At 70.2% G+C, this 26,293-nt stretch carries 18 protein-coding genes and 1 pseudogene; 11 read left to right on the top strand and 8 right to left on the bottom strand.

Going from position 1 to position 26,293, the window contains the following annotated elements; genetic code table 11:
- Positions 1 to 99 precede the first annotated feature (99 nt).
- The 6 genes and pseudogenes from ACZ4EG_RS19010 (at position 100) to ACZ4EG_RS18985 (ending at position 8,509) form a co-directional block, all read left to right on the top strand.
- Positions 100 to 3,120 carry an FG-GAP-like repeat-containing protein gene (locus ACZ4EG_RS19010; RefSeq protein ID WP_467791352.1) on the top strand — a complete coding sequence of 1,007 codons (3,021 nt, stop codon included), beginning with the start codon at positions 100 to 102 and terminating at the stop codon, positions 3,118 to 3,120.
- A gap of 153 nt (positions 3,121 to 3,273) precedes the next feature.
- Complete coding sequence (locus tag ACZ4EG_RS19005) at positions 3,274 to 6,387, top strand: FG-GAP repeat domain-containing protein (RefSeq protein ID WP_467791351.1); 3,114 nt, start codon at positions 3,274 to 3,276, stop codon at positions 6,385 to 6,387.
- A 149-nt stretch (positions 6,388 to 6,536) separates the two neighbouring features.
- On the top strand, positions 6,537 to 6,701 hold the full coding sequence (locus ACZ4EG_RS19000; RefSeq protein WP_467791350.1) for a hypothetical protein: 165 nt from the start codon (positions 6,537 to 6,539) through the stop codon (positions 6,699 to 6,701).
- 304 nt (positions 6,702 to 7,005) lie between these two features.
- A pseudogene (locus tag ACZ4EG_RS18995) lies at positions 7,006 to 7,257 on the top strand (hypothetical protein); the annotation flags it as partial.
- A gap of 17 nt (positions 7,258 to 7,274) precedes the next feature.
- On the top strand, positions 7,275 to 7,817 hold the full coding sequence (locus tag ACZ4EG_RS18990; RefSeq protein WP_467791349.1) for a hypothetical protein: 543 nt from the start codon (positions 7,275 to 7,277) through the stop codon (positions 7,815 to 7,817).
- 23 nt (positions 7,818 to 7,840) lie between these two features.
- Positions 7,841 to 8,509, top strand: coding sequence for a hypothetical protein (locus ACZ4EG_RS18985; protein ID WP_467791348.1), 669 nt, complete (start codon positions 7,841 to 7,843; stop codon positions 8,507 to 8,509).
- Between the two features lie 154 nt (positions 8,510 to 8,663).
- On the opposite strand, the gene ACZ4EG_RS18980 is transcribed toward ACZ4EG_RS18985, so the two are convergent.
- On the bottom strand, positions 8,664 to 9,176 hold the full coding sequence (locus ACZ4EG_RS18980; RefSeq protein ID WP_467791347.1) for a hypothetical protein: 513 nt from the start codon (positions 9,174 to 9,176) through the stop codon (positions 8,664 to 8,666).
- 378 nt (positions 9,177 to 9,554) lie between these two features.
- Between ACZ4EG_RS18980 and ACZ4EG_RS18975 the strand changes: the two genes are divergently transcribed.
- The 3 genes from ACZ4EG_RS18975 to ACZ4EG_RS18965 all read left to right on the top strand — a co-directional run bounded on the left by ACZ4EG_RS18975 (position 9,555) and on the right by ACZ4EG_RS18965 (position 12,985).
- Positions 9,555 to 10,724, top strand: coding sequence for a chaplin (locus ACZ4EG_RS18975; protein WP_467791346.1), 1,170 nt, complete (start codon positions 9,555 to 9,557; stop codon positions 10,722 to 10,724).
- A gap of 51 nt (positions 10,725 to 10,775) precedes the next feature.
- Positions 10,776 to 11,846, top strand: a complete 1,071-nt coding sequence (locus ACZ4EG_RS18970) for an endonuclease/exonuclease/phosphatase family protein (RefSeq protein WP_453547228.1) — start codon at positions 10,776 to 10,778, stop codon at positions 11,844 to 11,846.
- Between the two features lie 221 nt (positions 11,847 to 12,067).
- Positions 12,068 to 12,985: a peptidoglycan-binding protein gene (locus ACZ4EG_RS18965; protein ID WP_453547226.1), complete on the top strand. Its 918-nt coding sequence runs from the start codon at positions 12,068 to 12,070 to the stop codon at positions 12,983 to 12,985.
- A gap of 48 nt (positions 12,986 to 13,033) precedes the next feature.
- On the opposite strand, the gene ACZ4EG_RS18960 is transcribed toward ACZ4EG_RS18965, so the two are convergent.
- From ACZ4EG_RS18960 to ACZ4EG_RS18940, 5 genes are all read right to left on the bottom strand, one after another.
- Complete coding sequence (locus tag ACZ4EG_RS18960) at positions 13,034 to 14,227, bottom strand: NAD(P)/FAD-dependent oxidoreductase (protein WP_467791345.1); 1,194 nt, start codon at positions 14,225 to 14,227, stop codon at positions 13,034 to 13,036.
- 93 nt (positions 14,228 to 14,320) lie between these two features.
- Positions 14,321 to 15,265 carry an RNA polymerase sigma-70 factor gene (locus ACZ4EG_RS18955; protein WP_390708202.1) on the bottom strand — a complete coding sequence of 315 codons (945 nt, stop codon included), beginning with the start codon at positions 15,263 to 15,265 and terminating at the stop codon, positions 14,321 to 14,323.
- 104 nt (positions 15,266 to 15,369) lie between these two features.
- Positions 15,370 to 17,667, bottom strand: coding sequence for a transglycosylase domain-containing protein (locus ACZ4EG_RS18950; protein WP_467791344.1), 2,298 nt, complete (start codon positions 17,665 to 17,667; stop codon positions 15,370 to 15,372).
- A gap of 20 nt (positions 17,668 to 17,687) precedes the next feature.
- Positions 17,688 to 19,967, bottom strand: coding sequence for a bifunctional polysaccharide deacetylase/glycosyltransferase family 2 protein (locus ACZ4EG_RS18945; RefSeq protein ID WP_467791343.1), 2,280 nt, complete (start codon positions 19,965 to 19,967; stop codon positions 17,688 to 17,690).
- Positions 19,968 to 19,981: 14 nt separating this feature from the next.
- Positions 19,982 to 20,722, bottom strand: coding sequence for a hypothetical protein (locus ACZ4EG_RS18940; RefSeq protein ID WP_467791342.1), 741 nt, complete (start codon positions 20,720 to 20,722; stop codon positions 19,982 to 19,984).
- A 584-nt stretch (positions 20,723 to 21,306) separates the two neighbouring features.
- Between ACZ4EG_RS18940 and ACZ4EG_RS18935 the strand changes: the two genes are divergently transcribed.
- Both ACZ4EG_RS18935 and ACZ4EG_RS18930 read left to right on the top strand, forming a co-directional pair.
- Entirely contained in the window at positions 21,307 to 21,939 is a 633-nt protein-coding gene (locus tag ACZ4EG_RS18935) for an RNA polymerase sigma factor (protein WP_467791341.1), read from the top strand.
- Positions 21,940 to 22,026: 87 nt separating this feature from the next.
- On the top strand, positions 22,027 to 22,836 hold the full coding sequence (locus ACZ4EG_RS18930; protein ID WP_467791340.1) for a hypothetical protein: 810 nt from the start codon (positions 22,027 to 22,029) through the stop codon (positions 22,834 to 22,836).
- Positions 22,837 to 23,530: 694 nt separating this feature from the next.
- Here ACZ4EG_RS18930 and ACZ4EG_RS18925 read toward each other — a convergent pair.
- Positions 23,531 to 24,823: a hypothetical protein gene (locus ACZ4EG_RS18925; RefSeq protein WP_467791339.1), complete on the bottom strand. Its 1,293-nt coding sequence runs from the start codon at positions 24,821 to 24,823 to the stop codon at positions 23,531 to 23,533.
- Between the two features lie 157 nt (positions 24,824 to 24,980).
- Entirely contained in the window at positions 24,981 to 26,030 is a 1,050-nt protein-coding gene (locus ACZ4EG_RS18920) for a chitinase (RefSeq protein WP_453547210.1), read from the bottom strand.
- Positions 26,031 to 26,293 lie beyond the last annotated feature (263 nt).

Raw genomic sequence — 26,293 nt, 5'->3', positions numbered from 1 at the left:
TCCGCGCGCTTGTTCGGGGGGATGGGGCCCTCCGTCGGGGAGGGGAAGCAAGTGACTCGTCGTACCTTCATGCGTGGCTCACTTGTCACGCTCATCGGGTTGGCGCTCTCTGTGTCCGCCGTGCCGCTGGCGGCGCCCGCGTACGCGGACACCGCAACGGAGATCATCGTTCCGGCCACCATGCGCACGGCTCCGCGCATGGCGTATCTGCAGAGCGCGGGGGCTTCCGGCTTCCTCGAGTACCGCTCCACCGCCGAGGGTTCCGGCCTCTGGTGGACCAGCTACGACGGCAGCCGAAAGCCGGTGGAAGGTGGCGAGGGACTCGGGCCGCGCACTGCGGGTGCGTACGGCACCGGTTCGGACGTCGTCGCCGTTCGCCCGTCCCAGAGCAGTGGTGGGCAGGTCCTGCTCCGGGACATGGGAACCGGTACGACGGAGACCGTGGCCGTCCCGGCGGGCCAGAGCTATCTGCAGACGTACGGACGTACTGTCCTGACCAGCACGTCGACAGGTGGGGAACGAACTCGGCTGTTCCTGCTGCACAACGAGAACGGCAGCACGGTGCAGAAGCCCGTGACCGGGCTCCCGGACGGGACGGTCTTCCCCTTCTACCCCACGGGCTCCGCCTCCGGCATCCTCGTCAACCACTACGGCCCGGACCGGGTCCTCCAGTACGCCTGGGTGGATACGGAGACCGGTGCTGCCACGATCCTGCCTCCACTGGTGGCGAACCAGGACACCGTGGTGGGGTCCGACTACCTGGTCAGCTGGTACGGCACGTCCCGGGTGCGGGTGTACGCGCAGGGTGCCTACGACACGCCCGCTCACGAGGTCGTGTTCCCCCACACCTCCGACAACAAGATCCTCGGCGTCGTCGGTGACGCGCTCGTCGTCGCGCGGCGCAGCGGCTCCTCCGTCTGGAGCGTGTCAGCGCTGCCCTTCGACGGCTCCGCAGAACTGCCCCTGTTCAAGCGGGCGGATCCCGCTGCCGTCATGACCCCCGACGGCGGGCTCGTCCTCGCCGGCGGGGAGTCCGCTCTGGACTACGGCATCGCCAAGGTCCAGGCGGGCGGCGACGGTCTGCCCCGGGTCCGCCGGATCGTGGACCTTGCGGCCGTACCCATGGGGATCGAGTCGCTCGATCTGAGCGGCGGTGAGCTGATGACCTACGAGTCCGGCGACGGGGCGACGCATCTGTACAGCCGCTCGCTGACCACGGCGGAGGCTCTGACGGCGGGCACGCGCACGGACCGGGGAGCGACCCAGCGGTGCGGGGTCATGGCCGGGGACTTCGGGAGCTGTCCCGACTTGATGGGTACGGGTGACGGTCGGGCGGTCATCCGGAACACGGCCGGGGAGGTCTCCGTCCTGGACCGGGGTCAGCCCCTTCCCGGCACCGTGGTGACCTCCGGCCTCCAGGACAACCACGGCCTCGTGGACGTCGCGGGCCGGTATGCGGCCTGGCGTGGGCCCTCGCCCGCGGGAGACGGCCTGGTGGTGGCGGATCTGGACACACGGAAGGTCGTGCTCACCCGTACGGGCGCCGCCGGTGCGGTCCCCTCCGCCCTGTGGGGGGAAACGCTGTGGGCGGCGGCCGCGGACGGCACTGTCTCGGCCACGGAAGTGCGTTCGGCAAACACGATCACGTCGTTCCGGGTGGTCGGCAGCGGCAGCGGCTGCGATGTGGGCGGCTTCCAGGCGGTGGGACGCTGGGTGTACTGGTCCGGCTCGTGCGATCTTCCCCAGGGCAGCGTGCAGAAGGCCTTCGTGTACGACACCCGCAGGAAGACGCTCATCGCCGTGCCCTCCAGCGGAGAGACGCGCCTGGGCGACGGCTTCCTGGTCACGCGTGACTCCAGGTCCGGAGCGCTGACCCTCACGGACGTCACGAGCGGCTCCGCGGTGAGGCGGACCCTGGCGGACAGGGCCGGAAAGTGGGACGTCGATCCCTACACCGGCCTGGTCGGCTATGTGGACCCGGCCTCCCAGGACATCCACGTCCTACGGAGTGGCGTCCCCGCCACGGACATCGCGGTCCTCGGAGCGCGGACGGAACCTTCGGTCAGCCTGGTGAGCTCGTCGTCCTCGTGGGACGGGACGTGGTGGCTGTCGAGGCCGGCCGCGTCGTGGACGCTGGTGCTCAGGAACAAGGCGACCGGGGCCACCGTGCGCACACTGTCCGGTGGCGCCGCTCACGACGCGGTCCATACGTCCTGGAACGGCAGGACGTCGACAGGCGCGTATGTGCCGAACGGCACGTACAGCTGGACGCTGACGGCGGCCCCGGCCGACGGGCACGGTGCGTCGGCGACGGCGTCCGGCACGCTGAAGCTGACCGGTGGTGCCGCGGTGAGACGCGACCATGTCGGGTCCGACGGCATCGGTGACCTGCTCACGCTCACCTCCCAGGGTGCACTCTCCTTCCATCGGGGCGACGGCGCCGGGAAGTTCTCGACGAAGACCTCGGCTTCGGGATGGCCGGCCTCGATCACGGTGGTGCCGTTCGGGGACCTGAACGGTGACCGCTGCAATGACGTGCTCGTGCGGTTCAGCAGCGGTGCGCTGCGGGCGTACCGCCCGGGGTGCGGCAAAGCCCTGACGACATCCACGCCGTACACCACGCTGGGGACGTCGGGCTGGAACCAGTACAACGTGCTGACCTCACCGGGCGACATCACCGGTGACGGCCGGGCGGACCTGATCGCCCGCCAGGCGTCCACCGGTGACATCTACCTGTACAAGCCCACCAGCAGCGGAAAGCTCTCGGCACGGGTGAAGATCTTCTCCAAGTGGTCCGGTTACAAGAAGATCGTCGGCGTCGGCGACCTCAACGGTGACGGGTACGGAGACCTGCTGGCGCAGGACACGTCGAACAAGCTGTGGCGGTACGCGGGCACGGCGACCGGCGGCTTCAGGGCGCGGGTCAAGGTGGCCGACAACTGGGGTGCTTCCTACGACGTCGTGCTGGGCGCCGGTGACGTCACCGGGGACGGGAGGGCGGACATCGTCTCCCGCGACACCTCCGGCAAGCTGTGGCGCAACAACGGCGACGGAAAGGGCTCCTTCGGTCCTCGCACCGGGATCGCCGCTGGGTGGCAGGGCTACAAGGCCCTGTACTGACCGCCCGCGGCAGGTCGCGTCCGAAAAAAATGCCCAGCCCCTGACCAGAGAGTCCGCGAGCATCCCCCTGCCGTCACCACCCCTTGGTAAGGGCCAGGTAAGATCCGGCCACTTGTGCGAGGGCACGGACCCTCGCAGGGGAGGGAACATCACGTGGGCAGACACGCCCTGAGACGGGGCGGGCCGGCCGCCGCCGTCTTCTCGCTCGCGGTTGCCGTCGTGGCCGCGTCCGCCGTCCTCTCGGAGGGCGGCGGCTCCGCGGAAGCGGCCGAGGCCGACACCACCGCGATCACGCTGGTCGACCCCAGCTCGACCACACCACGCACCGACCGCCCGTACGTCGCGGGCGACACCGGCTTCCTGCACCGGCAGACCGGCAGGACCGGACTGTTGTGGACCGACTACACGACCGGCAGGACCGTCACCGTCGAGAACGCCGACGGTGTCTACACCCCGGGCACCGGCTGCACATACATCGGCTCCGAGTGCCGTAACGCCTGGTACGGCTCGGACAGCGACCTGGTCGCTCTGCCGACCACGGCCAACGACGCGTACGCCACCCTGTGGGATCCGGCGACGGCCACCTCCAAGAAGGTGAGCTGGAACGGCTCCGTCCAATACGGCCAGGGCTACTACCGGGCCCTTGCAGGCGACACGATCGTCACCACCCACTCCCTGATGGACAAGGTCGACGGCGAGTGGCGCACCCGCAGGGTCACCGGTGACGAGACGAGCGTGGGGAGCGAGGACGTCCTCGCGGCGGACTCCGCCGGTGTGCTCTGGTCGGTCGACACCAGCAGGATCGGCTACATCGACATCGGCTCTGGCGTGAACACCTATGCGTTCACCGGCGCCACCTACGCCTCGCACCATGTGATGAGCGAGGACCGCATCGGCTGGTACGACGCCGGCATCGCCGAGCTGCACCTGAAGTCCCGCACCGACCTCACCGCCGCCGAGCAGGTCGTCACGCTGCCCACCAACCCGGGCACGCTCGACGGCGACCCGGTCCTGGTCGGCGACTGGCTGCTGCTGCCACTGTCCTCCAGCTCGCTCGGCTCCCGGCTGCTCGCGGTCGACGTCGACGATCCCTCGGTGCAGCGGACCCTGCTGGCGAGCGCCGGCGAGTACACGCTGGCGGCGGGTGACGGCAGTGCGCTGGTCACCGGCGGCACCGACGCCACCGACTGGTGGGTGCGGCGGGTGAGCCAGGCCGAGGACGGCACGCTGAACCTGGCGAAGGTTCAGCAGGCCCCGGCGGTGGAGAACACCAAGACGGGCATCGCGCTCAGCCGCGGCAGCCTGCGGGTCGCCGAGGACGACCCGAACGCCGCCGCGGACACCACGTCCGTGCGCACCCTCACCACCGACGGCTCCGCCGCGCTGACGGCGTCCGAGGCCACGGCGAGCGGCTCGATCTACGCCGCTCTCTGCCCGTACGAGGGCACCACGTGCTCGGCGCTGTGGGGGAACCTCGACGCCCGGGACGTCTACCTCGACGCGAACGGCGGCACCGGCGAGGGCGAGAGCCTCGGCGATGACCGGCTGGTGGAGATCGGCGGCCACTATCTGGACTTCGGCGGCCAGGGCGGCCGAATCGTCGACGTCTCCGACGACTACGCCGTCTTCGACTCCGGCGGCACCACCCCGGCGCAGTACGTCGGTGAGTTCGGCCAGGGCCAGAAGCTGAAGCGGTCCGTGCGTGCCGCCGCCCTGAACGGCTCCACCCTGTGGAGCGCCGGCACCGTCGGCCAGCTGACCTCGTACAGCATCCCGCAGGAGAAGACGCTCACCACGGTGACCGTCCCCGGCCTGGCCTGCGTGCCGAGCGAACTCCAGGCGGCGGGACGCTGGGTGTACTGGGCCTGCGGGACGGACTCGGCGGGCGTGTACGACGCCAAGGCCGGTACGTCGACGGCGGTCACCCCCGGCGACGTGCTTCTCGGCGACGGCTTCACCGTCCGCCACGACCATGGCGCGGGCACGCTGGTCCTCACCGAGGCGGCCACCGGCACCACGCGCACGATCGCCTCCGGCCTGGCCGACAAGGGCCCGACCGTGGACCGCCGTTACCGCTGGTCGGTCGACGAGTACACCGGCCTGGTCGCCTGGTTCGACGACTACGAGCGCACCCACGTCATCACCACGGGCATCGCCCCGTCCGCCGTGACGGCCTTCGAGACGTCGGTCGGCGACTACGTGGGCCCGGGGGCGCCCTTCCAGGGCACCTGGGTGCTGTCCCGTCCGGTCACCTCCTGGTCGCTCACCTTCACCTCGGTGCAGAGCGGCGCGAACGGCAAGGCCACCCGCACTCTCACCGGCGGCGCGACCCCGGACCGGGTGACGGCGACCTGGAACGGCAAGACGGCGAGCGGGAGTTACTTCCCCAACGGCCACTTCACCTGGACCCTGAAGGCGACCGGCCTCGGCACCGCCACGCCGGACACGGTGACCACCGGCAAGGGCTACCTGCAGCGCGGAGCCGCGGTGCGCCGCGACTTCGTCAGCCCCGACGGCCCGGACGGCCGCGGCGACCTGCTCACCCTGAACTCCTCGGGCGGGCTGACCTTCCACAGCGGCACGGGGACGGGCAGGTTCGGCGACAAGTACACGGGCACCGGCTGGCCCACGACGATCATGGCGATCCCCTTCGGCGACCTCAGCGGCGACCGCTGCAACGACGTCCTCGTCCGCTACAGCAGCGGCGCGCTGCGGCTGTACAAGCCGGGCTGCGGGGCGGCGGTCAAGCCGTCGACGTCGTACACGACCCTCGCGACCAGCGGCTGGACGCAGTACAACGCGCTCACCTCGCCCGGCGACGTGAGCGGCGACGGACGCCCGGACCTGATCGCGAGGAACTCGTCCACCGGAGCGGTCTACCTCTACAAGGGGACGAGCGACGGCAAGCTCGCCTCCCGCGTCAAGCTCTACGACAACTGGAAGGGCTACAAGAAGATCGTCGGCACCGGTGACCTCACCGGCGACGGCAAGGCCGACCTCCTGGCCCAGGACACGTCCAACAACGTCTACCGCTACAACGGCAAGGGCGACGGCACGTTCGCGGCCCGCGTCAAGGTGCTGTCGAACTGGGGCGGCTCGTACAACGCGGTCGTCGGGGTCGGCGACATCACGGACGACGGCAGGCCGGACCTGGTCTCCCGCGACACCAGTGGCAAGGTGTGGCGCAACAGCGGGGACGGAAAGGGCTCGTTCGGTCCGCGGACGCAGATCGCGAGCGGCTGGAGCGGCTACAAGTTCCTTTCGTAGGCGGTGAGTTCGGTCCTCCAAGGCGCCCGGTGACTTGATGTCACCGGGCGCCTTCGCAACTTCCAGCGTCATGTCGGCCACGCCGGGTCGATGAGACCGGCCGAGGGTGTCACGCGTGCGAAGTGGTCACAGGGCGAACCTTCCTCGGTGTGCTTCTGCAAGGAGGCCTTCCGGCTGCTGCCCGCTTCAAACTGGCCCGACTCGCCGCCCAGACCGCCGTCGGACGCCTCGACGACGGCCCCGGCGGCGAGACACGGGAATTCAGCCTCGCCCCGCAGCTGGTGGTCCGCGAAACGACCGGCCCGGCGTACTGACGGACGTGGTTCACGTCGTGTGTTCAGGCCGAGAGCTCGTGCAGTGCGTCGCGTACGTCGCCCAGCATGCAGGAAGCGCGGCTCAGCGCGGGGATCATTGCACAGCGATCCGCTGCGCCCAGCGGTGGGATCGGCCGGTCGCCGGTCTCGCCGGGGAAGAGCGTCCCGGCAACAACTCCCGCCAGAAGCCGGTGGAGCAGCCCATGCGGACGGCGATCACGGAGCCAAGCTCAGCCGTGTGACGATGCAGGAAGATCACCGGCCCTGGGGAGGGACCGCATGCGTGGGAAGGGTGAGGTCCATCGTGGGCAAGGGTGAGGAGTCCATACCGGACGAAGAGTGGGAGCGCTTCCTGCGTGAAGCCGAGGCGGGGACTCGGAGCGCGCCCAAGGAGCCGTCGGCGCGGGCCCGGATGGTGGCGCGGCGGCTGCGGGAGGAGACCGGCCCACCGGAGCCGTGGCGGAGTCCGCGACCGGCCCGACGGCAACGGGGCAAGGGCTGGTACGCGGTCGGTCTGCTGGTTGCGGCCGTCGTGCTGGTCGTGGCGCTGGATCCGGCCTCACGCCGGACGAGGTGACCTGGCGCCCCCACGAGGACTCCAGTCCGGACCCGGAACTGGACGCGCTCATGGACTCGGCGAACCCGGAGAAGTTCCGCGGCACGCTGCCCACCGTCGAACGGCTCACCGTGTTCCGGGACACCGTCGCCGAGCGCGTCCACGCCCGCATCGGCGACATCGCCGCCATCGTGGGCGTTGTTGCGGCGATCATGACCACCGCCGACGGCCTCTCCTTCAGGAAGCCGCTGCCGTACGCGGCCCTGCTCGTGACAGTCGTAGCGCTGGGGTGGTGGCGCCAGGGGAACCTCGCCATGCGTTCACTCGGCGATCAGCTGCGCACCCTTGAGTCCCGAATCAATGAGCTCGCCGCTCGGGCGTACGGCACATCCGCCGTGCTCACCTGGGAACACAATCTGGCCGAGGTACGCACGCACAGGACAAGAAGCCGGCGGTGGCGATACCGGGGACGAGGCCTTCGCGTGCCCGGCAGTGCCGTCACCGTACGGCAGCGCACTCCAGCAACCTCACCGCCCGTCAATGACCCACCAGGATCCTGAGAACGCACCCGTACGCTGATCGCATGACGAGTGACGGCACTTCTCCATCGGACGGGTCCGATGCCCGGATCTTGCTGGCAGGAACGGAATGGGCTGCGTTGACGCATGCCTATGGATCCGCCACCGAGGCACCGGAGATGCTGGCCTCGTTGTTCGATGCGGACCAGAGCGTGAGAACCAAGGCGCTCGATTACCTGCACGGCATCTTGCACCACCAGAACACGCTCTACGAAGCAACGGTGCCCACGGCACTGTACGTGGCCGCGATCCTGCCGGATCCGCGAACAACCCGTGCCGTCGGCAAGGAGCGCCACGCCTTCCCCGGCTGTTTGCGTGCCGAGTTGCTGGCCTGGATCGCCTCAGTCACCGATGCGGTCACGGACGAGGCCGAAGCGGTGGCGCAGCGCATTGGACTGCCCCTCGACGACTACCCGCCGGCAGTCGGCATCCGAGGCCTTCGACCGCTCCTGTTCCGGGCAACTCTCCCCTGCACCGAGGACACCGATCGCCACGTGCGCGAAGCGGCCCTCACAGCCTGCATCCCGCTCCTCGACGATCCCCGGTTGCTGCACCACCGGCAGGCATTGGTGCCCCTGGTCCGAGAGGTCCTGGCACGAGTGAACTTTGGCAGCACCGTGAACGAGCCATCGACGCCCTCGACGCATGGGGCGAGGACTCTTCGGGCTTGGTAGGCCGGCAGAACCCGTTCCTGTTCTGCGATTCCGATCTGCCGCACGATGGCCGATCAGCTTGGCTCACCGGCCCCAACACCACCGAGGGGTACAGCGAAGAACCGCCGTTCTGACCGCGGAGCTCCGTTACGGGCCATGCGTTCGACGGCGACGATCACCTCTCCCCCAGAGTCGCGCGTGCCAACCTGAGGAATCGATCCTCACATCGCCGGTACTCACGGTATGCCTGGTCGTACTCGGCCCTGAGCGGATCTCGGCCATCGGTCAACGCGGACAGCGCGTGGTGTGTCAGAACCGCTCTGAAGCACAGCTCCGACGCCGCTTTGGAGACCTCCTCAGGGCCATCGATCTCAACGCCGCGAGTAGCCTCCTCCACGTCGTCCAGGGCCGTGCGCGCATCACTTCGGATGCTGTCCACCAGGCCACGACGGATGGCGTCGTCCGCCTCTTGATCGACCTGAGCCATGCGCCAGAGAACCTTGGAGAACCCACTGACGCACCTGGTCATCGCGCGGTAGGACTCCCGTCGGCGCTGGTTCGTCGCCTCCGCCCGGCGAGTCCTGGCCTCGGTCCGGGCCTGCGAACGGGCGCTCCAGGTGGCGGCCAGGCTGGCGACAATCGCCGTCGCCGCGGTGAGGCCGGCCACCCCTAAGCTGCTGTCCCCCATCTACGCAGTGTTACATGCACGTTACGCGCGGGGCCAGAAGAGTCGAGCGCGGGCCGCCCGTGGCCGCCCGGTCTCGCTCGCACGGCTCGGCGTCGGTTCGGTTCGACCAACGCGGTGAAAGATGTGATCGTCGAGTTCGCCGGCCATTTTTCTTTTGGGGTGCGTGCTTGAATGTGCGCGACCTGCTGATGGGAAAAAGAGGTGGCAGTGATTTCCGCAGCGAAGTATTCTTGGTGGGCGCGCGCCGCCGCTTCTGTTTCCTTGGTGGCTCTTGCTCTTGCCGGTGCTCCGCACGTGGCACAAGCTCAAGCACGAGCCCAGGGCCAGGTCCAAGTCCAAGTTCCGGGTACTCCTGGGGTTCCGCAGGCCCCGGTCACTGTGTTCGTCGAGGACTTTGAAAAGGCGGGTGACAGCCCGGTATTTTTGGAAAAGTACGTCGGGGCTCCGCCGCTGAACGAGACGTACACGGCCGACCCGCCGTGGCTCGACCACGGGCAGTGCAATGGCATCATCCTCAGCCGTGCCGGTGCTGATCAGCCCGGCTGCCGGTGGGTGTCGTATCTGAAGGACATGGCCGATGCGCTGGGTCAGGTCGGCGGGACGAATCCGCCGACCAACCACGCGGTGTCGGCGTACAGCGACACTGTGGATCCCGGCGTCGACAGGGTGGAGTTCCGGACCGAGCAGCAGATCCCGATCGCGAAGCCGAATCGGTACATCACGTTCGCGGTGGACGTCGCGGCGGACAATTGCCGTTACGAGAATCCGCTGCTGAAGTTCTACCTCACCGGCAGCGGTCCGGATATCCCGACCTTCACCACTCCCATCAATCCCTGTACCGACCCCAAAGCCAAGCCCTATTCCGGGGGAATGAGCGGGCTCATGGCCGGATCGTACGCCGGTGATCGAGCCGTGCTGTTCGGCGGTACCGAGTTGGGCATCAAGATGCTCAATGGGCAGGGCCACGCGTTCGGTAATGACCACGCGTTCGACAACATTCGGATCCTGGACGCCACCCCGCAGCTGGACAAGGCGTTCGGTCCCGACACGATCGACCAGGGCGGCATCTCGACGCTCACCATGACGGTGACCAACACCAGTGAACTGGCGGCGAAGAACGACTTCGGCTTCACCGACAGCCTGCCCGCCGGAGTGACGGTGGCCTCGAACGCGAGCGCATCGACGACCTGTGGGAACGGCACGGTCTCCGCGGCAGCGGGGGGCTCCTCCGTTGCTCTGGCCGGTGGTGACCTGTCCGCCGGCCAGAAGTCCTGCACGGTCACCGTGAATGTCACCGCCGACGAGGTGGGAACCCACGTCAATCGTCCCGACGCGATCACCACGATTGGTCTGGATCTTCCGGCCGCCGCGACCCTGACCGTCAACAGCGAGAGTGGGGCCGTGGGCACCGCTACGGGTTCGCCCGGTCTGCTGTCCGGCAACGTCGTACAGGTTCCGCTGGACCTCCCGGTGAACGCCTGCGGCAACACCGTGAACGTCGTCGGACTGCTCAACCCGGCGGCGGGCAACACCTGCGCCAACCGCTAGAGAGGGTTCGATCCGATGCATTGGCTTTCTCGCGCCGTCAACGCACTTCTGGTGAGTGTGCTTCTCGGTGTTGTCGTGTTGCCGAGCGATGCCGTGGCACTCGCGGGCGAAGGCGGAAGTGGGGGTGGGGGCGGCCGCGCAAGTGTCCGCTTCATGACTCAGAACATGTATGTGGGCAGTGATTTCTCTGCCCTTGCCGACGCGCGGACGCCGCAGCAGTTCTTTGCCGCGGTGACGCTGACCTACCAGAACATCCTGGCGTCACAACCGAGTGAGCGCGCCGCCGCCGTGGCCCGCGAAGTCGCCCGGAACGAGCCCGATCTCGTCGCCCTGCAAGAGGCCGACATCGTGCGCACCGGGGCTCCGCCCGCGACCGACGTGCGGTCGGACCAGCTCAAGGCGCTCCTCGCCGCGCTCGACCGGCTCGGCCGGCATTACGAGGCGGTGGCGATCGTGCCCGAGGACGATGTCGAGGCCCCGAGCACGCTCGGCTTCGACGTACGCCTCTCCGTGCGCAACGTGATCCTCGCCCGGGTCAGTCCGTCCCGGCCCGTCAAGGTGTCGAACCTGCAGGTGCAGACGTACGCCGTCCAGCATGTGCTCCAGTCGCCGGTCGGCTCGATCACCAGTCGGAACGGCTGGGCGTCGGTCGACGCCACGGTCGACGGCCGCACGTTCCGGTTCGTCACCACGCACTTGGAGCCGCTGCCGCCGTTCGCCGTCCAGCGAGCGCAGGCTCAGGACCTCGTCGCGAGTGCGGCGGACACCGATCTTCCGGTGGTGTTCGCCGGTGACTTCAACACGGCCGCCAATGATCCGCAGAACCCGACCTATCCGACGTATCAATTCCTGATCGGCTCGGGGTTCACCGATGCCTGGCGCGCGGCGCACCCCGGCGATCCCGGCTTCACCTGCTGTCAGGCGCCTGACCTGAGGAATCCGGTCTCCGCCCTGAGTCTGCGCATTGATCTGGTCCTGTTCCGCGGGGACTTCGAGGTGAGAAACATCCACCTGGTCGGGAACGAGCAGAGCGACCGTACGCCGTCGGGGCTGTGGCCCTCCGACCATGCCGGCGTCGTCGCCACGCTGCGCGTGCCGAAGGCGCGGCTGTCGGTGTCGTAGCCGCTGACCGACCACGGGCAACTCCTGCATGCCGCAAAGGGCTGCGCGAAAGGCGCATTTCGCGGCATTATCGCTGTGGGCCGACGCGGACAGCACTCGGACCGCAGCGGAGCAACGGGGGTGGCCCGCCATTGAACTCACGTCACGGACACGCGATGCGATTCGGCGTGCTCATCGATGACGACCGCCCCGTCTCGACACATTCACCTCAGGAGTCTGTGATGAGCACCAAGACGGGACCCCAGCGTTACCCCGGCGCCAGCCGGGCGAACTGGTACCAGGACGACTTCGGTGGGGACCCGATGGAGGTCAACGCCGTCGTCCTGCACACGACGGAGAGCACCAATCTGCCCGGTTACGACGGCGGCGCCACCGCGCCGAACCTGACGGCGGTCCCCGATCTCGCCGGCAAGAAGCTGAAGTGGTACCAGCACTTCGACGTAGAGACCTCCTCCAGGGCGCTGGTCAATCTGCGGGGCGGCGTCGAGACGAACACCCTGAACGTGTGTCAGGTCGAGCTGGTCGGTACGTGTGATCCGAAGACCCACTCGAAGTGGCAGGGCGCCGGCCGGGCGCACATCCACTGGCCGGACGCGCCCGACTGGGCCCTGCAGGGGGTCGCCCGCTTCCTGGCCTGGATGCACGAGGAACACGGCGTGCCGCTGTCCGGCCCGAAGGCATGGCCCGCGTACCCCACGTCGTTCGGGAAGAGCGGCGGGCAGCGGCTGACGGGCGCGCAGTGGACGGGCTTCAAGGGCGTCTGCGGGCACATGCACGTGCCCGAGAACGACCACGGCGACCCGGGAGCGATCGACTTCCCCCTGCTGGTCAAGCACGCGAAGGCCGACCTGGACCTGAACGACGACAGCCCGGCGCCGAGCACGCCCCCCAAGCCGAAGGTCCCCGTGTTCCCGGGACGCAAGTACTTCGTGGCCGGGGCCTCGAACGACTACGTCCTGCAGCTCGGGCGGCAGTTGGTGAAGCGTGGTTTCGGCGACCACTACAAGGTCGGCCCGAGCAGACACTGGAGCGAGGCGGACCGGCTGAACGTGCGGGACTTCCAGAAGTCGCGCAAGGAACTGCGCGGTGACGCCGACGGCCGGCCCGGACCGCTGACCTGGCGTCTGCTGTTCTCCTGACGCCTGACGGAGTTCCGGCGTCGGTGTGAAGGGGCTCCGCCCTGCGTGTCAGGCCGTCGCCTCGGCCGTCGCGACCGCCTGGGCCGGCTGCCGTACGACGCGGCGGCGCCGGGTCGGCAGGACCGTCGGGTTGGCGACGCCCCAGGCCGCGCCCTTGCAGACCAGCTCCTTGTAGACGGCGGCGAGCCGTCCGGTCAGGGCCGCCCGGACGGCGCGGTCGTCGGCGGTGACGTACTGGATCAGGCCTTCCTTGCGTCCCAGCGAGATGCACTGGTTGAAGTAGCGCAGTGGCACGTTCGGGAGCTTTCCGCCGGTCAGCCGCGCCGCGATGGCGTCGGCGGCCTGCCACGCGGTGGGCACGCCCGAGGCGCACGACATCCGCAGCGGCTTGTCGCCGGGGCCCGCCACCAGGGCCGCGTCACCGATGGCGTACACGTCCGGGTGCGAGACCGAGCGCATCGTCCCGTCCACCACGATCCGGCCGGTGTCGGTGACCTCCAGGGTGGTGGCCCTGGCGATCGGGTGGACGGCGAAGCCGGTGGTCCACACGGTGACCGCGGCCGGGACGGACGTGCCGTCGGCGGTGGTGACGCGGTCGGCCTCGACGGCGGTGACGGCGGCGTGCTCGTGCACGGTGATGCCGAGCCGGTCGAAGACCTTCCGCAGATGCCGGCGGCCCTTGGGCGAGAGCCAGTCGCCCAGGCCGCCGCGGGCGGCGAGGGCGACGTCGAGGTCCGGGCGGGCCTCGGCGATCTCGGTCGCGGCCTCCAGGCCGGTGAGGCCACCGCCGACCACGACCACGGGCTGTCCGGCGTCCAGCCGGGCCAGGCGCTCGCGCAGCCGGAGCGCTCCGGGACGGCCGGCGATCTCGTGGGCGTGCTCGGCGGTGCCGGGGACGGCCTGGTCGTCCCAGGCGCTGCCGAGGGCGTACACGAGGGTGTCGTACTCCAGTTCCTCGGTGCCGTTCGCGTCGCTGACGGCGACGGTCCTGCGGTCGGCGTCGACACCGGTGACCTTCGCCAGCCTCAGCACGACCCCCGTGTCCGCGAACATCTCGCTGAAGGGCCGGGGCTTGAGGTCCTGGCCGGTGGCGAGCTGGTGCATCCGGACGCGCTCGACGAAGTCGGGCTCGGCGTTGACGAGGGTGATGGCGACGTCTTCGCGGTGCAGCCGCTTGGCGAGGCGCCCGGCGGCGATGGCTCCGGTGTATCCGGCGCCGAGGACGATGATGCGGTGCTGCATGTCCGTGCTCCTGTCTTGGGCGGATTCGCCTCTTGAACCGGGCGGCCCGCCGTTTCCTGACAGGTACGTGGTGTGAAGCACCTCACATCGAGGTCAGAAGGCGTTGAGCAGGGGTTCGCCGTGGTCGGCGGCCGCCCAGCGCCTGGTCGCGCGTTCGAGCTTGTCGGGGTTGACCTGGTTGCGGAACCCGGCGATGCCCTCGGGGGTGATCTCCAGGCACATGACGCCGATGACCCGGCCGTCGAGGACCGCCACGACGGCGGGGTCGCCGTTGGCGGTCGTGGCGTAGACCTCGGGCGATCCGCCGGCCAGGTCGCGCTTGGCCTTGCTGGGCTTGAACAGGCCCCGCAGGAACTTCGCGACCGCGAGGGCACCCTCGAACGCCTTGGCGCGGGCCGGGACCTTCCCGCCGCCGTCGCCGATGGACACGGCGTCCTGGGTGAGCAGCCGTACGAGCGGCTCGGTCCGGCCGCTGGTGGCGGCCGCGAGGAACTCGTCGATGATCCGCCGGGCGGCGGCCTCGTCGATCTCGGTGCGGGCCCTGCCCTCGGCGACATGCTTCTTGGCGCGGTGGAAGATCTGCTGGCTGGCGGCCTCGGTGACGTCGAGGATCGCGGCGATCTCCCGGTGCGGGTAGTCGAAGGCCTCCCGCAGCACGTACACCGCCCGCTCGCCCGGGGTGAGGCGCTCCAGCAGGGCGAGCACCGCGTACGAGACCGACTCGCGCTGTTCGGCGGTGTCGGCCGGGCCGAGCATCGGGTCCCCGGCGAGCAGCGGCTCGGGGAGCCACTGGCCCACATAGGTCTCGCGCCGCGCGCGGGCCGAGGTGAGCTGGTTGAGGCACAGGTTGGTGAGCACCTTCGTCAGCCAGGCCTCGGGGACCTCGATGCGGTCGACGTCGGCGCCCTGCCAGCGCAGGAACGTCTCCTGCACGGCGTCCTCGGCCTCGCTCGCGGAGCCGAGGAGACGGTAGGCGATGGCCTCCAGGCGGGGCCTGGAGGCCTCGAACCGGTCCACGTCGTTCATGGTCAGGGCCATGGCCCGGATCCTAGCTCCCGCGCTGCGCCACGGCCGCTGGATTGCGGCCCGGCGCCGGACTGCGGCCCTGTGGCACGCTCGCCTCGCTCTGTCGGCCGCCTGTGTCAACGGCACCTGTGGCCATGGCACTTGGGGCCTGGTGTCGGGGCGCCCGGTGTGGAGCCGGCCGTGGGGGTTCCCTGCTTGCCGCCGTTCTTGGCGCCCCGCTTGTCGTGGGGTGCGGACGGGGACGGCTTGGCGGCGCCGGGCTCGTCGGCGCCGCGGCCGAGGGAGGCCGGCACGGGGAAGGGGGTGTCGGGCAGGCCGGTGAGGGCGTCGCGCATGTACTGGGTCCAGATCGAGGTGGGGATGTCCCCGCCGAACACCTTCTCCAGGCCGCCGACGCCCGCCATGGACAGCAGTTGCGGGTGCTTCGGGTCCTCTCGGAAGAGGACGACGGAGGTGGCGAGTTGGGGGGTGTAGCCGATGAACCAGGCCGAGCGGTAGTCGTCGGTGGTTCCGGTCTTGCCCGCCGCGGTCCTGCCGATGGCCTGGGCCCGGGTGCCGGTGCCCCGGGCTATGACACCCCGGAGTACGTCGGTCACGTTGTCGGCGATCGCCTTGGGCAGGGCTCGTGCGGGGGTGGGGGCCGTGAAGCCGGGCCGGACGGAGCCGTTGTGGGTCACCTTGGTCACCGAGTACGGGGTGGCCTGCTCACCGGAGGCGGCGAAGGTCGCGTAGACGCCCGCCATGCGAATGGCGCTCGGTGTCGAGGTGCCGATGTAGAAGCCGGCGCTGGGGCCGGCGAGGCTGCCCGGGCGCAGGCCCAGGGCCTGGGCCGTGCTCGCCACGTTCTCGTGGCCGACGTCCTCTCCCAGTTGCACGTACGGTGTGTTGACCGACTGCTCCATCGCCTTGCGCAAGGTGATGTAGCCCCAGCGGTCACGGGTGTCGTTGCGCTGGTGGAGCAGGCCGGTGGGGTCCTTGTCGTCGGTGACGTAGTTGCCCTGCTGGTCCTTGATCTTGATGCCGTCGTCGCCGTTGAACTTGCTGGCCGGGGTGATCGGCTCCGGCGACTTGCCGGGTCGCAGTACGGCTCCGTGCTGGAGTGCGGCGGCGAGGACGACGGGCTTGAACGTCGAGCCCACCGGGACGCCGGAGGTGTCGGCGTTGTCCGAGAAGTGGGAGTGGTCGAAGCCGGGGCCGCCGTAGACGGCGAGGATCTTGCCGGTCCTGGGTTCCACTGACGCGGCTCCCACCTGGACGTCCCGGTCGACCGATCGGTGGGTGGGGTCGAGGCGTTCCCGGCGGGTCCGTGCGACGGAGCGTTCCAGTGCCGCCGTCTTCTTCCGGTCGAAGGTGGTGTGGATCTGGTAGCCGCCCCGGCTCAGGCTGCCGTCGGTGGCGGTCGGGTCGTGCTGCTGGACATACGCCCGGGCCAGCTGGACCAGATAGCCGGTCTGGCCGGTGAGCCCCGAGCCCGGCGCCCACTTCCTCGGCATCGGGAATCCGGCGGCGGCGTACTTGGCCCGCTGCGCCGCTGTCAGCTTGCCGGTGTCCACCATCCGGTCGAGCACCCAGGACCAGCGCGCCACCGCCTGCCGTTTCGCCGCGGGGTCGGAGTCCACGTGCTGGAAGAGGCTCGGCTCGTTGACCGCCGCGGCGAGGAAGGCTCCCTGGCTCACGTCGAGCTTCTCCACCGGGAGGTTGTAGTACGCGCGGGCCGCGGCCTGCACGCCGTTGGCCTGACGGCCGAAGAAGCAACTGTTCAGATACCCCTGGAGGATCTGCTCCTTGGTCAGGGAGGCGCCGATCTTGGTGGAGATCAGCAGCTCCTTGAACTTGCGCGAGACCGTCTGCGACTGATCCAGGTAGGTGTTCTTCACGAACTGCTGGGTGATCGTCGATCCGGACTGCACGGAGCCGCCCCCGGCCATGTGGACGACGGCGCGCAGGATGCCCTGCGGATCGATGCCCGGGTCGGTGTAGAAGGAGGCGTTCTCCGCGGCGATGAAGTCCCACTGCACTGCCGCGGGCACCTGCGCGAGGGTGACGTTCTGGCGGTTGACGCTGCCGTCGGTCGCCAGGACCGTACCGTCCGACCAGTAGTAGACGTTGTTCTGCAGCAGCGTCGTGGGGTTGGGGTCGGGGATGGTGACCGTGGCGTAGGCATAGCCGACGAGCGCAGCGGTGCTGCCGAAGAAGAGCAGGAAGAGCGCCAGCACTTGGCGCCACGACGGCAGCCAGCGGCGCGGGCCCTGCTTGCTGCTGCGCGGGTAGTCGAGCCAACGTTTCTTCTGCGGTGGCCTCCTCCGGGCGTTCTGCGGTGGCCTCCTCCGGGCGCCGCGTGACGTCGCCTGCTCACTCGCGGCACGGAGGCCGGCGTGGGAGCGCTGCGGCGGTCGTCGCCGGTGTCCGCTCATGGGCTCGGATCACTGTCCCTTCAGTACCACTGGGTGGCGTCGTGCGGTGCGGGCTGCGGATGGGAGGTGTACGGCGCCGGATACGCGGAGTTGGCGTACGGCGCCGGATAAGCCGAGTCGGCGTACGGCGCCGGAGGCGAAGTGGCCTCTGTGCCCACCGGGGCCCGCAAGCTGCCGTACCGCTCCATGCGCTGCCAGCGCAGCCGCGAGCCCGACAGGGCGGTGAAGACGGACTGGATCACCACGAGGTACATCAACTGGCGGTAGACGAACTGCTGCAACGGCAGGCTCCACAGCGGCCCCGGGCGCTCTCCGTCCAGGCGGAACGCGTACAACCCCATCAGCAGTTGCAGCAGCAGGAAGGCGAGCCACAGCCCGATGATCCGGACCGGGTCGAGGAAGACCAGGCCGTACAGGGCGAAGACGTCCACGACGGGCGCGAGCAGCGGCAGCAGCACCTGGAAGAGCAGCAGATAGACCAGGCCCCGGCGGCCCAGTTTGCCGGCCGCGCCGCGCTGCGCGAGCGCGCCGCGGTGCTTCCACATCGCCTGCAGCGTGCCGTAGCACCAGCGGTACCGCTGGCGCCACAGGGCGTTCAGGGACGCGGGTGCCTCGGTCCAGGCCCGCGCCTCCTCCTCGTACACCACGCGCCAGCCGGCGCGGCACAGCGCCATGGTGAGGTCGGTGTCCTCGGCGAGGGTGACGTCGCTGACGCCGCCGAGGCCGAGGAGTGCCCGGCGGCGGAACGCGCCGACGGCGCCGGGCACGGTCGGCATGCATTCGGCGAGGTCGAACAGGCGGCGGTCGAGGTTGAACCCGACCACGTACTCGATGTGCTGCCAACGGCCCAGCAGGCCTCCACGGTTGACGACCTTGGCGTTTCCCGAGACGGCTCCCACGCGGGCGTCGGCGAAGGGCTGCACGATCGTGCGGACGGTGTCGGATTCGAAGACGGTGTCGCCGTCGACCATGACCACCAGGTCGAAGGAGGCGGCGGCGAGCCCGGTGTTGAGTGCGGCGGGCTTGCCCGCGTTCTGCTGCCGGATCACCCGCACCGGCAGGCGGAGCGACTCCACCAGGTCGGCGGTGCCGTCGGTCGATCCGTCGTCGACCACGATGATCTCGACCGGATGGTCCGAGGCGAGCAGGGAGCGCACGGCTGCCTCGATCCCGGCGCTCTCGTTGTAGGCGGGGACGATGACACTGACCGGCTCGGTCACCGGTGGCCCCCAGGACCGGCCGCGGCCCTTGGCCCGCAGCCGCCGGTGCCGGCGGGCCGCGACCAGCACGACCGCCGCGCGCAGCACACTGAGCACCCCGGCCGCGTACATCAGCACGCCCAGCAGCCATACGGCCCAGTCGCCGGCCCGCAGCGCCTTGATGAGAGCAATTCCCTGAAGATGTTCACCGAGCCCGGCGGGCTGGACAGGTCCGGCCATGCCGACCGCGGCACCGACCGTCGCGAACCGGAAGCCGTGTGCCTTGAGCCGTGGGATCAGGGCACTGAGGGCTGCGACGGTCTGCGCTCGGTCACCGCCGCCGTCGTGCATCAGCACGACCTGCCCGGCGTGGCCGTGCGGGGTCGCGTTGGCGAGGATGCGGTCCGCTCCGGGACGCTGCCAGTCCTCGGCGTCCTGGGTGGAGAGAACCGTGACGTAGCCCGCTTCGTCGGCCTGCTGGAGGACGGACCAGTCTGCGTCGTCCAGCGCGCCGTTCTTCGAGGAGTACGGCGGTCTCAACAGCGCGGTGGTGACGCCCGCGGCACCGGCCACCGCCAGCTGCGTCTCGCGCAGTTCCAGCGAGCGCTGCCACGGGGCGAGCCGGGCCAGGTCGGGATGTGTGAACGTGTGGATGCCGATCTGGTGGCCCTCGGCGACGATCCGGCGGACCAGCTCCGGGTGGTCCACGACCTCCGTGCCGACGACGAAGAAGGTCGCGTGCACATGGTTGCGGCGCAGCACGTCCAGGATGCGCGGAGTCCAGACGGGGTCGGGGCCGTCGTCGAAGGTGAGGGCCACGGTGTCGGCCTTCAGCCGTGCGGTGTGCGCGGAGGTGGCGGCGTTCGCGATCACGGGACCGCCGTGGGTCACCCTGCTGGGCACCGCATCGTTCCGGCCTCGTTGGCCGGTCACGCTGTCCGACGTGATCCCGAACATGTGGTGGGTGTAACCCTGCAGCAGAAGGGCCGTCGACAGAGTCACCACGAGCACGCTCAGCAGCAGCCAGTGGGCGCGGGGTGTGATCTGGCGGGTGCGGCTGCGGCGGCGGGCAGGAGCGTTGCGGCGTCGGCGGTCGGTCACGTCGGGGCCTTGGATCACTTCACGGGCTTGTGGGACGTGCCGAGGGCGCGTCCCTTGGAGGCGGAGGTTGCGGCGGGAGCGGTCGAGGTGGGGGACGGGGAGGTGATCCCGGTGGGCCCGGACGTGGCCGCGGGCACGGTGGAGGCCGTCGACCCATCGGCGGGGGCGGGGGTCTGCCGCGCCGCGGGGCGGGTCTTCTGCGCCGCGGCGGGAGTCGTGCGCTCTTCGGAGTGTCCGGTGCCGGACGCGGAGTCGGTTGCGGTGGCGTGGGGGGTGGTCCGGTGCGCGGAGTCCGGCTGCGGGACGAACGGAGAGCTGATGCTGGGGCCGCCCAGCAGCGCGCTGATCAGCAGGGCGACGTATCCGCCGGCGGGGATCACCAGCAGCCGGGCGGCGCGGAGCACGCGGCGCTGGCGGCGCCCCGAGGAGTCGACGAAGACCGGCCGCGCCGGCTCGCTCTCCGGTTCGGCCGGTTCCGGAACGGGGTAGCCGGGCGTGCCGAAATCCGGAGGCATCGCGGTGAAGACGTCACCGTGGGGGGCGTCCCACACTGCCGTGACGAGGGGGGCCGGTCCCGTCGTCCGGAAGCGGTCCGTCGGGTGCGACCACTGCCCGGACTGCACCGGGTACGAGGACAGCGTGGCCGTGTCGGTGACGGTGCCGCCGCTGCCCCGGTGACCGGGGGCATACGCGTACCCGGCGCCGCCGTACAGATCTTCGCCGTACGCTGCGCCGCTTTCGTCCGTCCAATGCACGGGTCGTGCCCCCTGTCCTGGCCGACCGACATGGTCGTCCGCATGGAAAGAGCGCGCTCGGCCGGAAGTGTTACACCTCGACCGCGCAGCAAGAACAAATGGCATGAAAGATCGCGTCATACGCGCAATTCAGACACAAACGCCACAAGTCAACGGCGACTTCACCACTGCACCACCGTGGTCGACCAGGACGTGCATCGTGCGCGGAGCGGCCGGGGCCCCGTGCAGTGGGCGAGGCCCCGGCCGCTCCGTGCCTCTCGGCGCCGTTCACGGGGGGAGAGACGAGCGGCGCCGGGAGAGGCCGAGGGGCAGTGTTTCGTGCCACCCATCCAGCGGCTGGTCGCCCTCGGTGTGCGCGGGTACCGAACCCGGCACTCTCCCAGCGCACGGCCTGCGCGAAGCGTCACATGGCCGGGGCAGTGCCGGTCGGCCGGGACGGCGCTGCACCGGTGAGAAAGCGAAGGACTCCTGATGCGTTGTGACACTTCCGTGACGACAGACGCTGGTCATCATGGAGCCGTCGTGCGACCGGAGCGCGGCGGATGGTACGGAATCGCTACGGACCGGTGCGAACGAGGACAGCCTTGGGCCAGGTACGGCAACCCCGCCGCGTACAGTCGCGCGACGGGGAACTGAGCGTTGCAGTCGCGCGGGCCCAGGACGGTGACGAGACCGCTTTCACGGTCGTCTACCGGATCGTGCAGCCGGGCCTGCTCGGCTATCTGCGCGGCCTCGTCGGTGACGACGCGGAGGACGTGGCCTCCGACGCCTGGCTGGAGATATCCCGCGACATCGGCCGTTTCAAAGGCGACGGCGCCGGGTTCCGCGGCTGGACCGCGACGATCGCCCGGCACCGGGCGCTGGACCATCTGCGGCGGCAGCGGGTACGGCCCCGGTCGGGCGGTACCGAACAGGACGTACTCGACCTGCCGGGTCCGCACAGCACATCCGAGCAGGCCCTGGAATCCCTCTCCACCGAGTGGGCCCTCGAACTGGTCCAGGGGCTGCCGCGGGACCAGGCCGAGGCCGTTCTCCTGCGGGTCGTCGTCGGTCTGGACGGTCCCGCCAGCGCACGCGTGCTCGGCAAGCGCCCGGGAGCGGTGCGCACCGCCGCCCACCGCGGCCTCAAACGCCTCGCCCACCAGCTGGGTGTAGGCAGCGAGGCGGGGGGAGGTGTGACGGATGAGGCCACCCGGACGCTGGGGGAGTCGAAATGACAACAACAGCGACAGCGGGCCGGCGGACAGGCGCCAGGCCCGGTACGCCGAACGATCGAGACCTGTCGGACAGGAACGGAAACGCACATGGGTGAACGGCTGAGCGGCGACGGAGTTCCGGGCCGCCGACGTGTGCACCCTGGCGGCGTCTCCGAACCGTGGGACGCATACGACTCCACCACGCTGGAAGCGGTGCTGGCTGCCGCCATACGCGCGGACGACCTCAAACCCGAGGCCGAGCAGCGAGCGCTGGCCGCCTTCCGGGCCGCCCACGCCGCGGGCGCGCACCGGGCCCGTACCCGGCACCGGGACGACTGGCGGCTGCCCGAGGCACGGCGTGCCCGGCGCCCGCTGAGGCTCACGTTCGGCGCGGTGTTCGCCAGCCTCACCCTGGGCGGTGTCGCCGTCGCGGCCATCGGCTCCGTCGGCTCGTCCACGGACGGTGCCGGTGACGGCCGCGGGACCGCGCACCCGTCGGCGGTCGCCCCGGGCCGGCCGGGAGGCGCAGCCTCGTCCGGGTCCTCCGGTGGCCCCGGGAAGGCGGGACACCCCTCCACCGCCAAGGACACCGAAGCGCATTGCCGGGCCTATGAGCAGGTCGAGGATCGTGGCCAGGCCCTGGACGCGACGGCCTGGAAGCAGCTCATCGAGGCCGCCGGCGGCAAGTCCAAGGTCGCCTCGTACTGCGCAGAGCAGTTGGCGCGGGCGACGGCCGCGCCCGGCAGGACGACGGGCACCGGCAGGTCGCACGAGGGTTCCGCGAACTCCGACAACGGCACGACGGGCAACACCGGCGCCTCCGGCAACGGCACGTCCGGCAGCAACTCCGGCGGCACGGACAGCGCGACCGGCAACGGGCAGACGAGCAGCGGCAAGAGCAGCGGGAAGCACAAGTAGCGCCCCGCCCGCCCCGCGCGGCTCAGCCGAAGATCGTCTCCCTCACCCGGGCTCTCCGCCGGCGCGGACCGCGCCGGACCGGGCAGATGCAGACCGCGCAGCCGCGGCCGGCTGACCAGGCCGTCGCTCAACTGGGCCACCGGGACCGCGGCGAGGAACTGGTTCAGGTTGTACAGGCACTCGCGATGCCGCTGGTAGGCCCGCCCCGCCAGGGCGACGTCGCGCCCGTCGAGTTCGACCCGCCAGGTCCACGCGCCCGCGATGTCCGCCATGGCGAGGACCGGCCGCACGTCCTCGATGCGTTCCCGGAACCGCAGCACCGCGGCCTGGCACGCGGGCAGGCTCTCGAACGCCCTGGCACAGCGCCCGAGTTCACGGTTGTTGGCACCGACCAGCCGCCATCCGACCGGTCTCAGCCCGGTGTTCGGTCTCTTTGGTCCTGTATCCGGTCTGCGCTGCACCTGCGGGCTTGCCGGCAGGGGCATTCCTAGATCTTCGGTCGGCACCTACAACAAGCGCGGGCGGACCATACGGACCAACCCCCCTCCACGTGTCCTTCTCGCCGCCGGCCGAAAGGTCCCCGCAGCGCACCCGAGAGTCACGGTCTGTGGGGTGTCTGTGAACCCGGTCGAGCGAGGGTGTGCCGTGGTGGCCTGAACTCGCTGTCGACGCGCGGGGGTGGGGAGGGTGTGGGTCAGGGGCCGGTGACCGACTTGATCGTGTACGGGTTGGAGGCCTGCTGCCACGTCGCCGTGAAGCGGGCGGTCGGGCGGGCGTCGACCTGGGGTACCCGGCCGTCCGAGGTGACCGTCTTCGACGTGCCGAACGTGCCGGCGCGGCTGATGAGCCGGGCGGTGACCTTGGTGGCGCTGTACGGGGGCGTCGAGGTGGCAACGGTCGTGTGGAAGACCAGCATGCCGTCGCCGTCGTCGTCGAGGGCCAGGTCGGGCCGGTCGCCCGCGCCGAGGACGGTGACGCTGCCACGGGTGCCGCCCGCGGAGATCCGACGGCCGAGCAGTTCGAGCTTGCCGCTCCTGTAGCGGGTCCACACGATCATCGAGTCGCCGTCGAGGTCGGTCGCGAGGGCATGGTGGAAGCCCACGTTGTCCGTGGCGGCCGAGATGCGCAGCGGGGCCGCCAGGGTGCCGGTGTGGCTCCAGCGCGAGGCCCAGACCTGCGCGACGGCACCGCCGCCGGAGTGGTAGCTGATCACCGCGTCGCCGTCCCGGTCGACACCGATCCGCACCATGCCGAAGCCGCCGTACAACGCGATGGGCGACGTGAGCACCTTCGTGGCGGAGACGGTGGTCGAGGTGATGCGCTTGGCCACGACGTCCGCGCCCCGCGCCCAGGCGACGACGAACCGGCCGCTGCGGTCGACGCCGACGGCCGGCTTCTCGGCCGAGCCCGAGCCGAGGGTGATGGGCGCGCCGACCGTGCCGTCGAGCTTCAGCCTGCGGGCGACCGCGTACCAGCTTCCGTCGCGGATCTCCGTCCACGCCGCCATCGCCGTACCGCCCGGCGACACCGCGACGACCGGGGTGTTCGCGGGCGCCGACGTGGAGAGCTGGCGGAGCGGTCCGACCAGGCTGCCGGAGGCCGCGACCCGCCGGCCCACGACCTGGCTGTCCTGCTGCCAGACCACCGCCGAGTCGCCGGTGTCGTCGGAGTCGGCCTCCGGCCAGGCCACCGCGGCGCCGTCCGGCGACAGGGTGCGGATCGCGCCCGTCGTTCCGTTCGCGAACTTCACTCTGGTCTGGACGCGTTGGTAGGAGTACGTGGTCGACAGGTCACCGGCGGTCCAGGCCAGCAGGGCGTCGCCCTGCCGGTCGACCGAGACCTGGGGGGAGTCGGCGGGCGACCAGCCCTTGGCCGACACGTTCCAGGCCGACGTCCATGCCGCCTCGGCGTTCATGGTCACGGTGACGGTGACCGCGAGCCCGGCCGCCGCCGCGGCGAAGACCCCTGCCAGTACGCGTCGCTTCACTGAACGCCGGTGGCGTGCTGTAGGCGAAAACACCCTCATCCCCTGTCATAGCGGTCATGGCCGGGGCACAGCTGTCGCACTGGTTGCCCCGTACATCCAGCGCAACAGCGTGCTCAACCATCGCAGGGCGGTCCGGCAGGGGCCGGGGGCTCTGCCGTCAGTGGCCGGCGCCGCCGCGGGTGAACGGCTCGAAGGTGTGGCTGAAGTACCAGGTGTCCTGGGCGATTCCGGAGCAGGAGTTGGCGCCGGCGGTGCCGACGCAGCCGCCGTTGTCACGCTGGAGCGCCCAGAAGGAGAGGGTGTCGATGCCCCGGGCGACGGCCCACTTCTCGACCGCGGCCGCGTCCTGAGTGGTGAAGGTCTCCTCGGGGCCGTAGTCGTCGATGCCGGGCATCTCGGTGACACCGACCGTGCCCCACAGCCGCGCCGGGCTCTTCTTCGGGTGGAGGGCGGCCAGTTGGTGGTACAGGCCGGTGGCGGCGCTCACGGTGTCGGCCGCCATGTCGTGGGTGGCGCCGTCCCAGTAGTCGAAGGTCATGATGTTGACGACGTCCACCCGGGCGCCGTTGTCGACGGCGTTGCGCAGCAGGGCCACTCCGCTCGGGGCGAGTCCGGTGGCCGTGGTCGGCAGGGTGTAGGAGAACTGGAGCCGGTGGCCGGTGCGTTCGGCCCAGCGCTCGGCCTTGGCGACGGCCTTGTTGCGGCGGTCGATCGCGGCGGTGTTCTCGATGGAGTCGGCCTCGATGTCGAGGTCGATGCGCGTGATGCCGTAGGTCTTGACGAGGTTTTCGTAGACCGCGGCGATGGCGTCGACGCTGGTGCAGCTGTCGGCCAGTTCGGTGCCGGTGGTGTCGGCGCTGTATCCGCCGAAGGACGGGATGACATTGCCGCCGCGGGCCTGGATGGCCGCGATGTCGCGACCAAAGCTCGCCTCGGCGATCGGCTGGGCCGTGTCGCCGTTCCAGTACGGGGTGCACGAACCCGTCGCGGCCGTCTGGAGGAAGGCCATCGTGAGGTACTTGTTGCCGGACTCGGCGGCGAGCGCGGCCGGGCTCTCACCGGTCCATGCCTCGAAGTAGGGCGCGGCGACATGTGCGGGCATGGGCCTGGCGGTGTGCGAGGGCAGGCGCGAGGGCAGCGGCGACGACGCCTGTGCGCCGCCTCCCCCGAGGGCAACCAGCGCGGTCGACAGGGCAGTTACGGTCACACCGGACAGCAGGGTACGAAGGCGGCCAGATCGTCTCATTGACGCTCCCAGGGTGAACGGGGCCAAGAGCAGGCGTGGATGGTGGAAGGACCGGGAGAACAGCGACCATGGTTGGACTAGACCAATCGACTGTCAAGGTTCTTTACAATTACCTGACCCGGCAACCCCTCGCCGCGTCGCGCCGGTTCACCCGCCCCGGGAATCGGGCGCCCCGCCTTCACACCCGTCATGGCCTGGCACTAAGGTTTCGCCGCTGCCGTGCG

The organism is Streptomyces sp. NPDC025638 (assembly GCF_055558775.1).
Note: the sequence above shows the minus strand (reverse complement) of the source record. Positions and strands in the feature narration are given on the sequence as shown.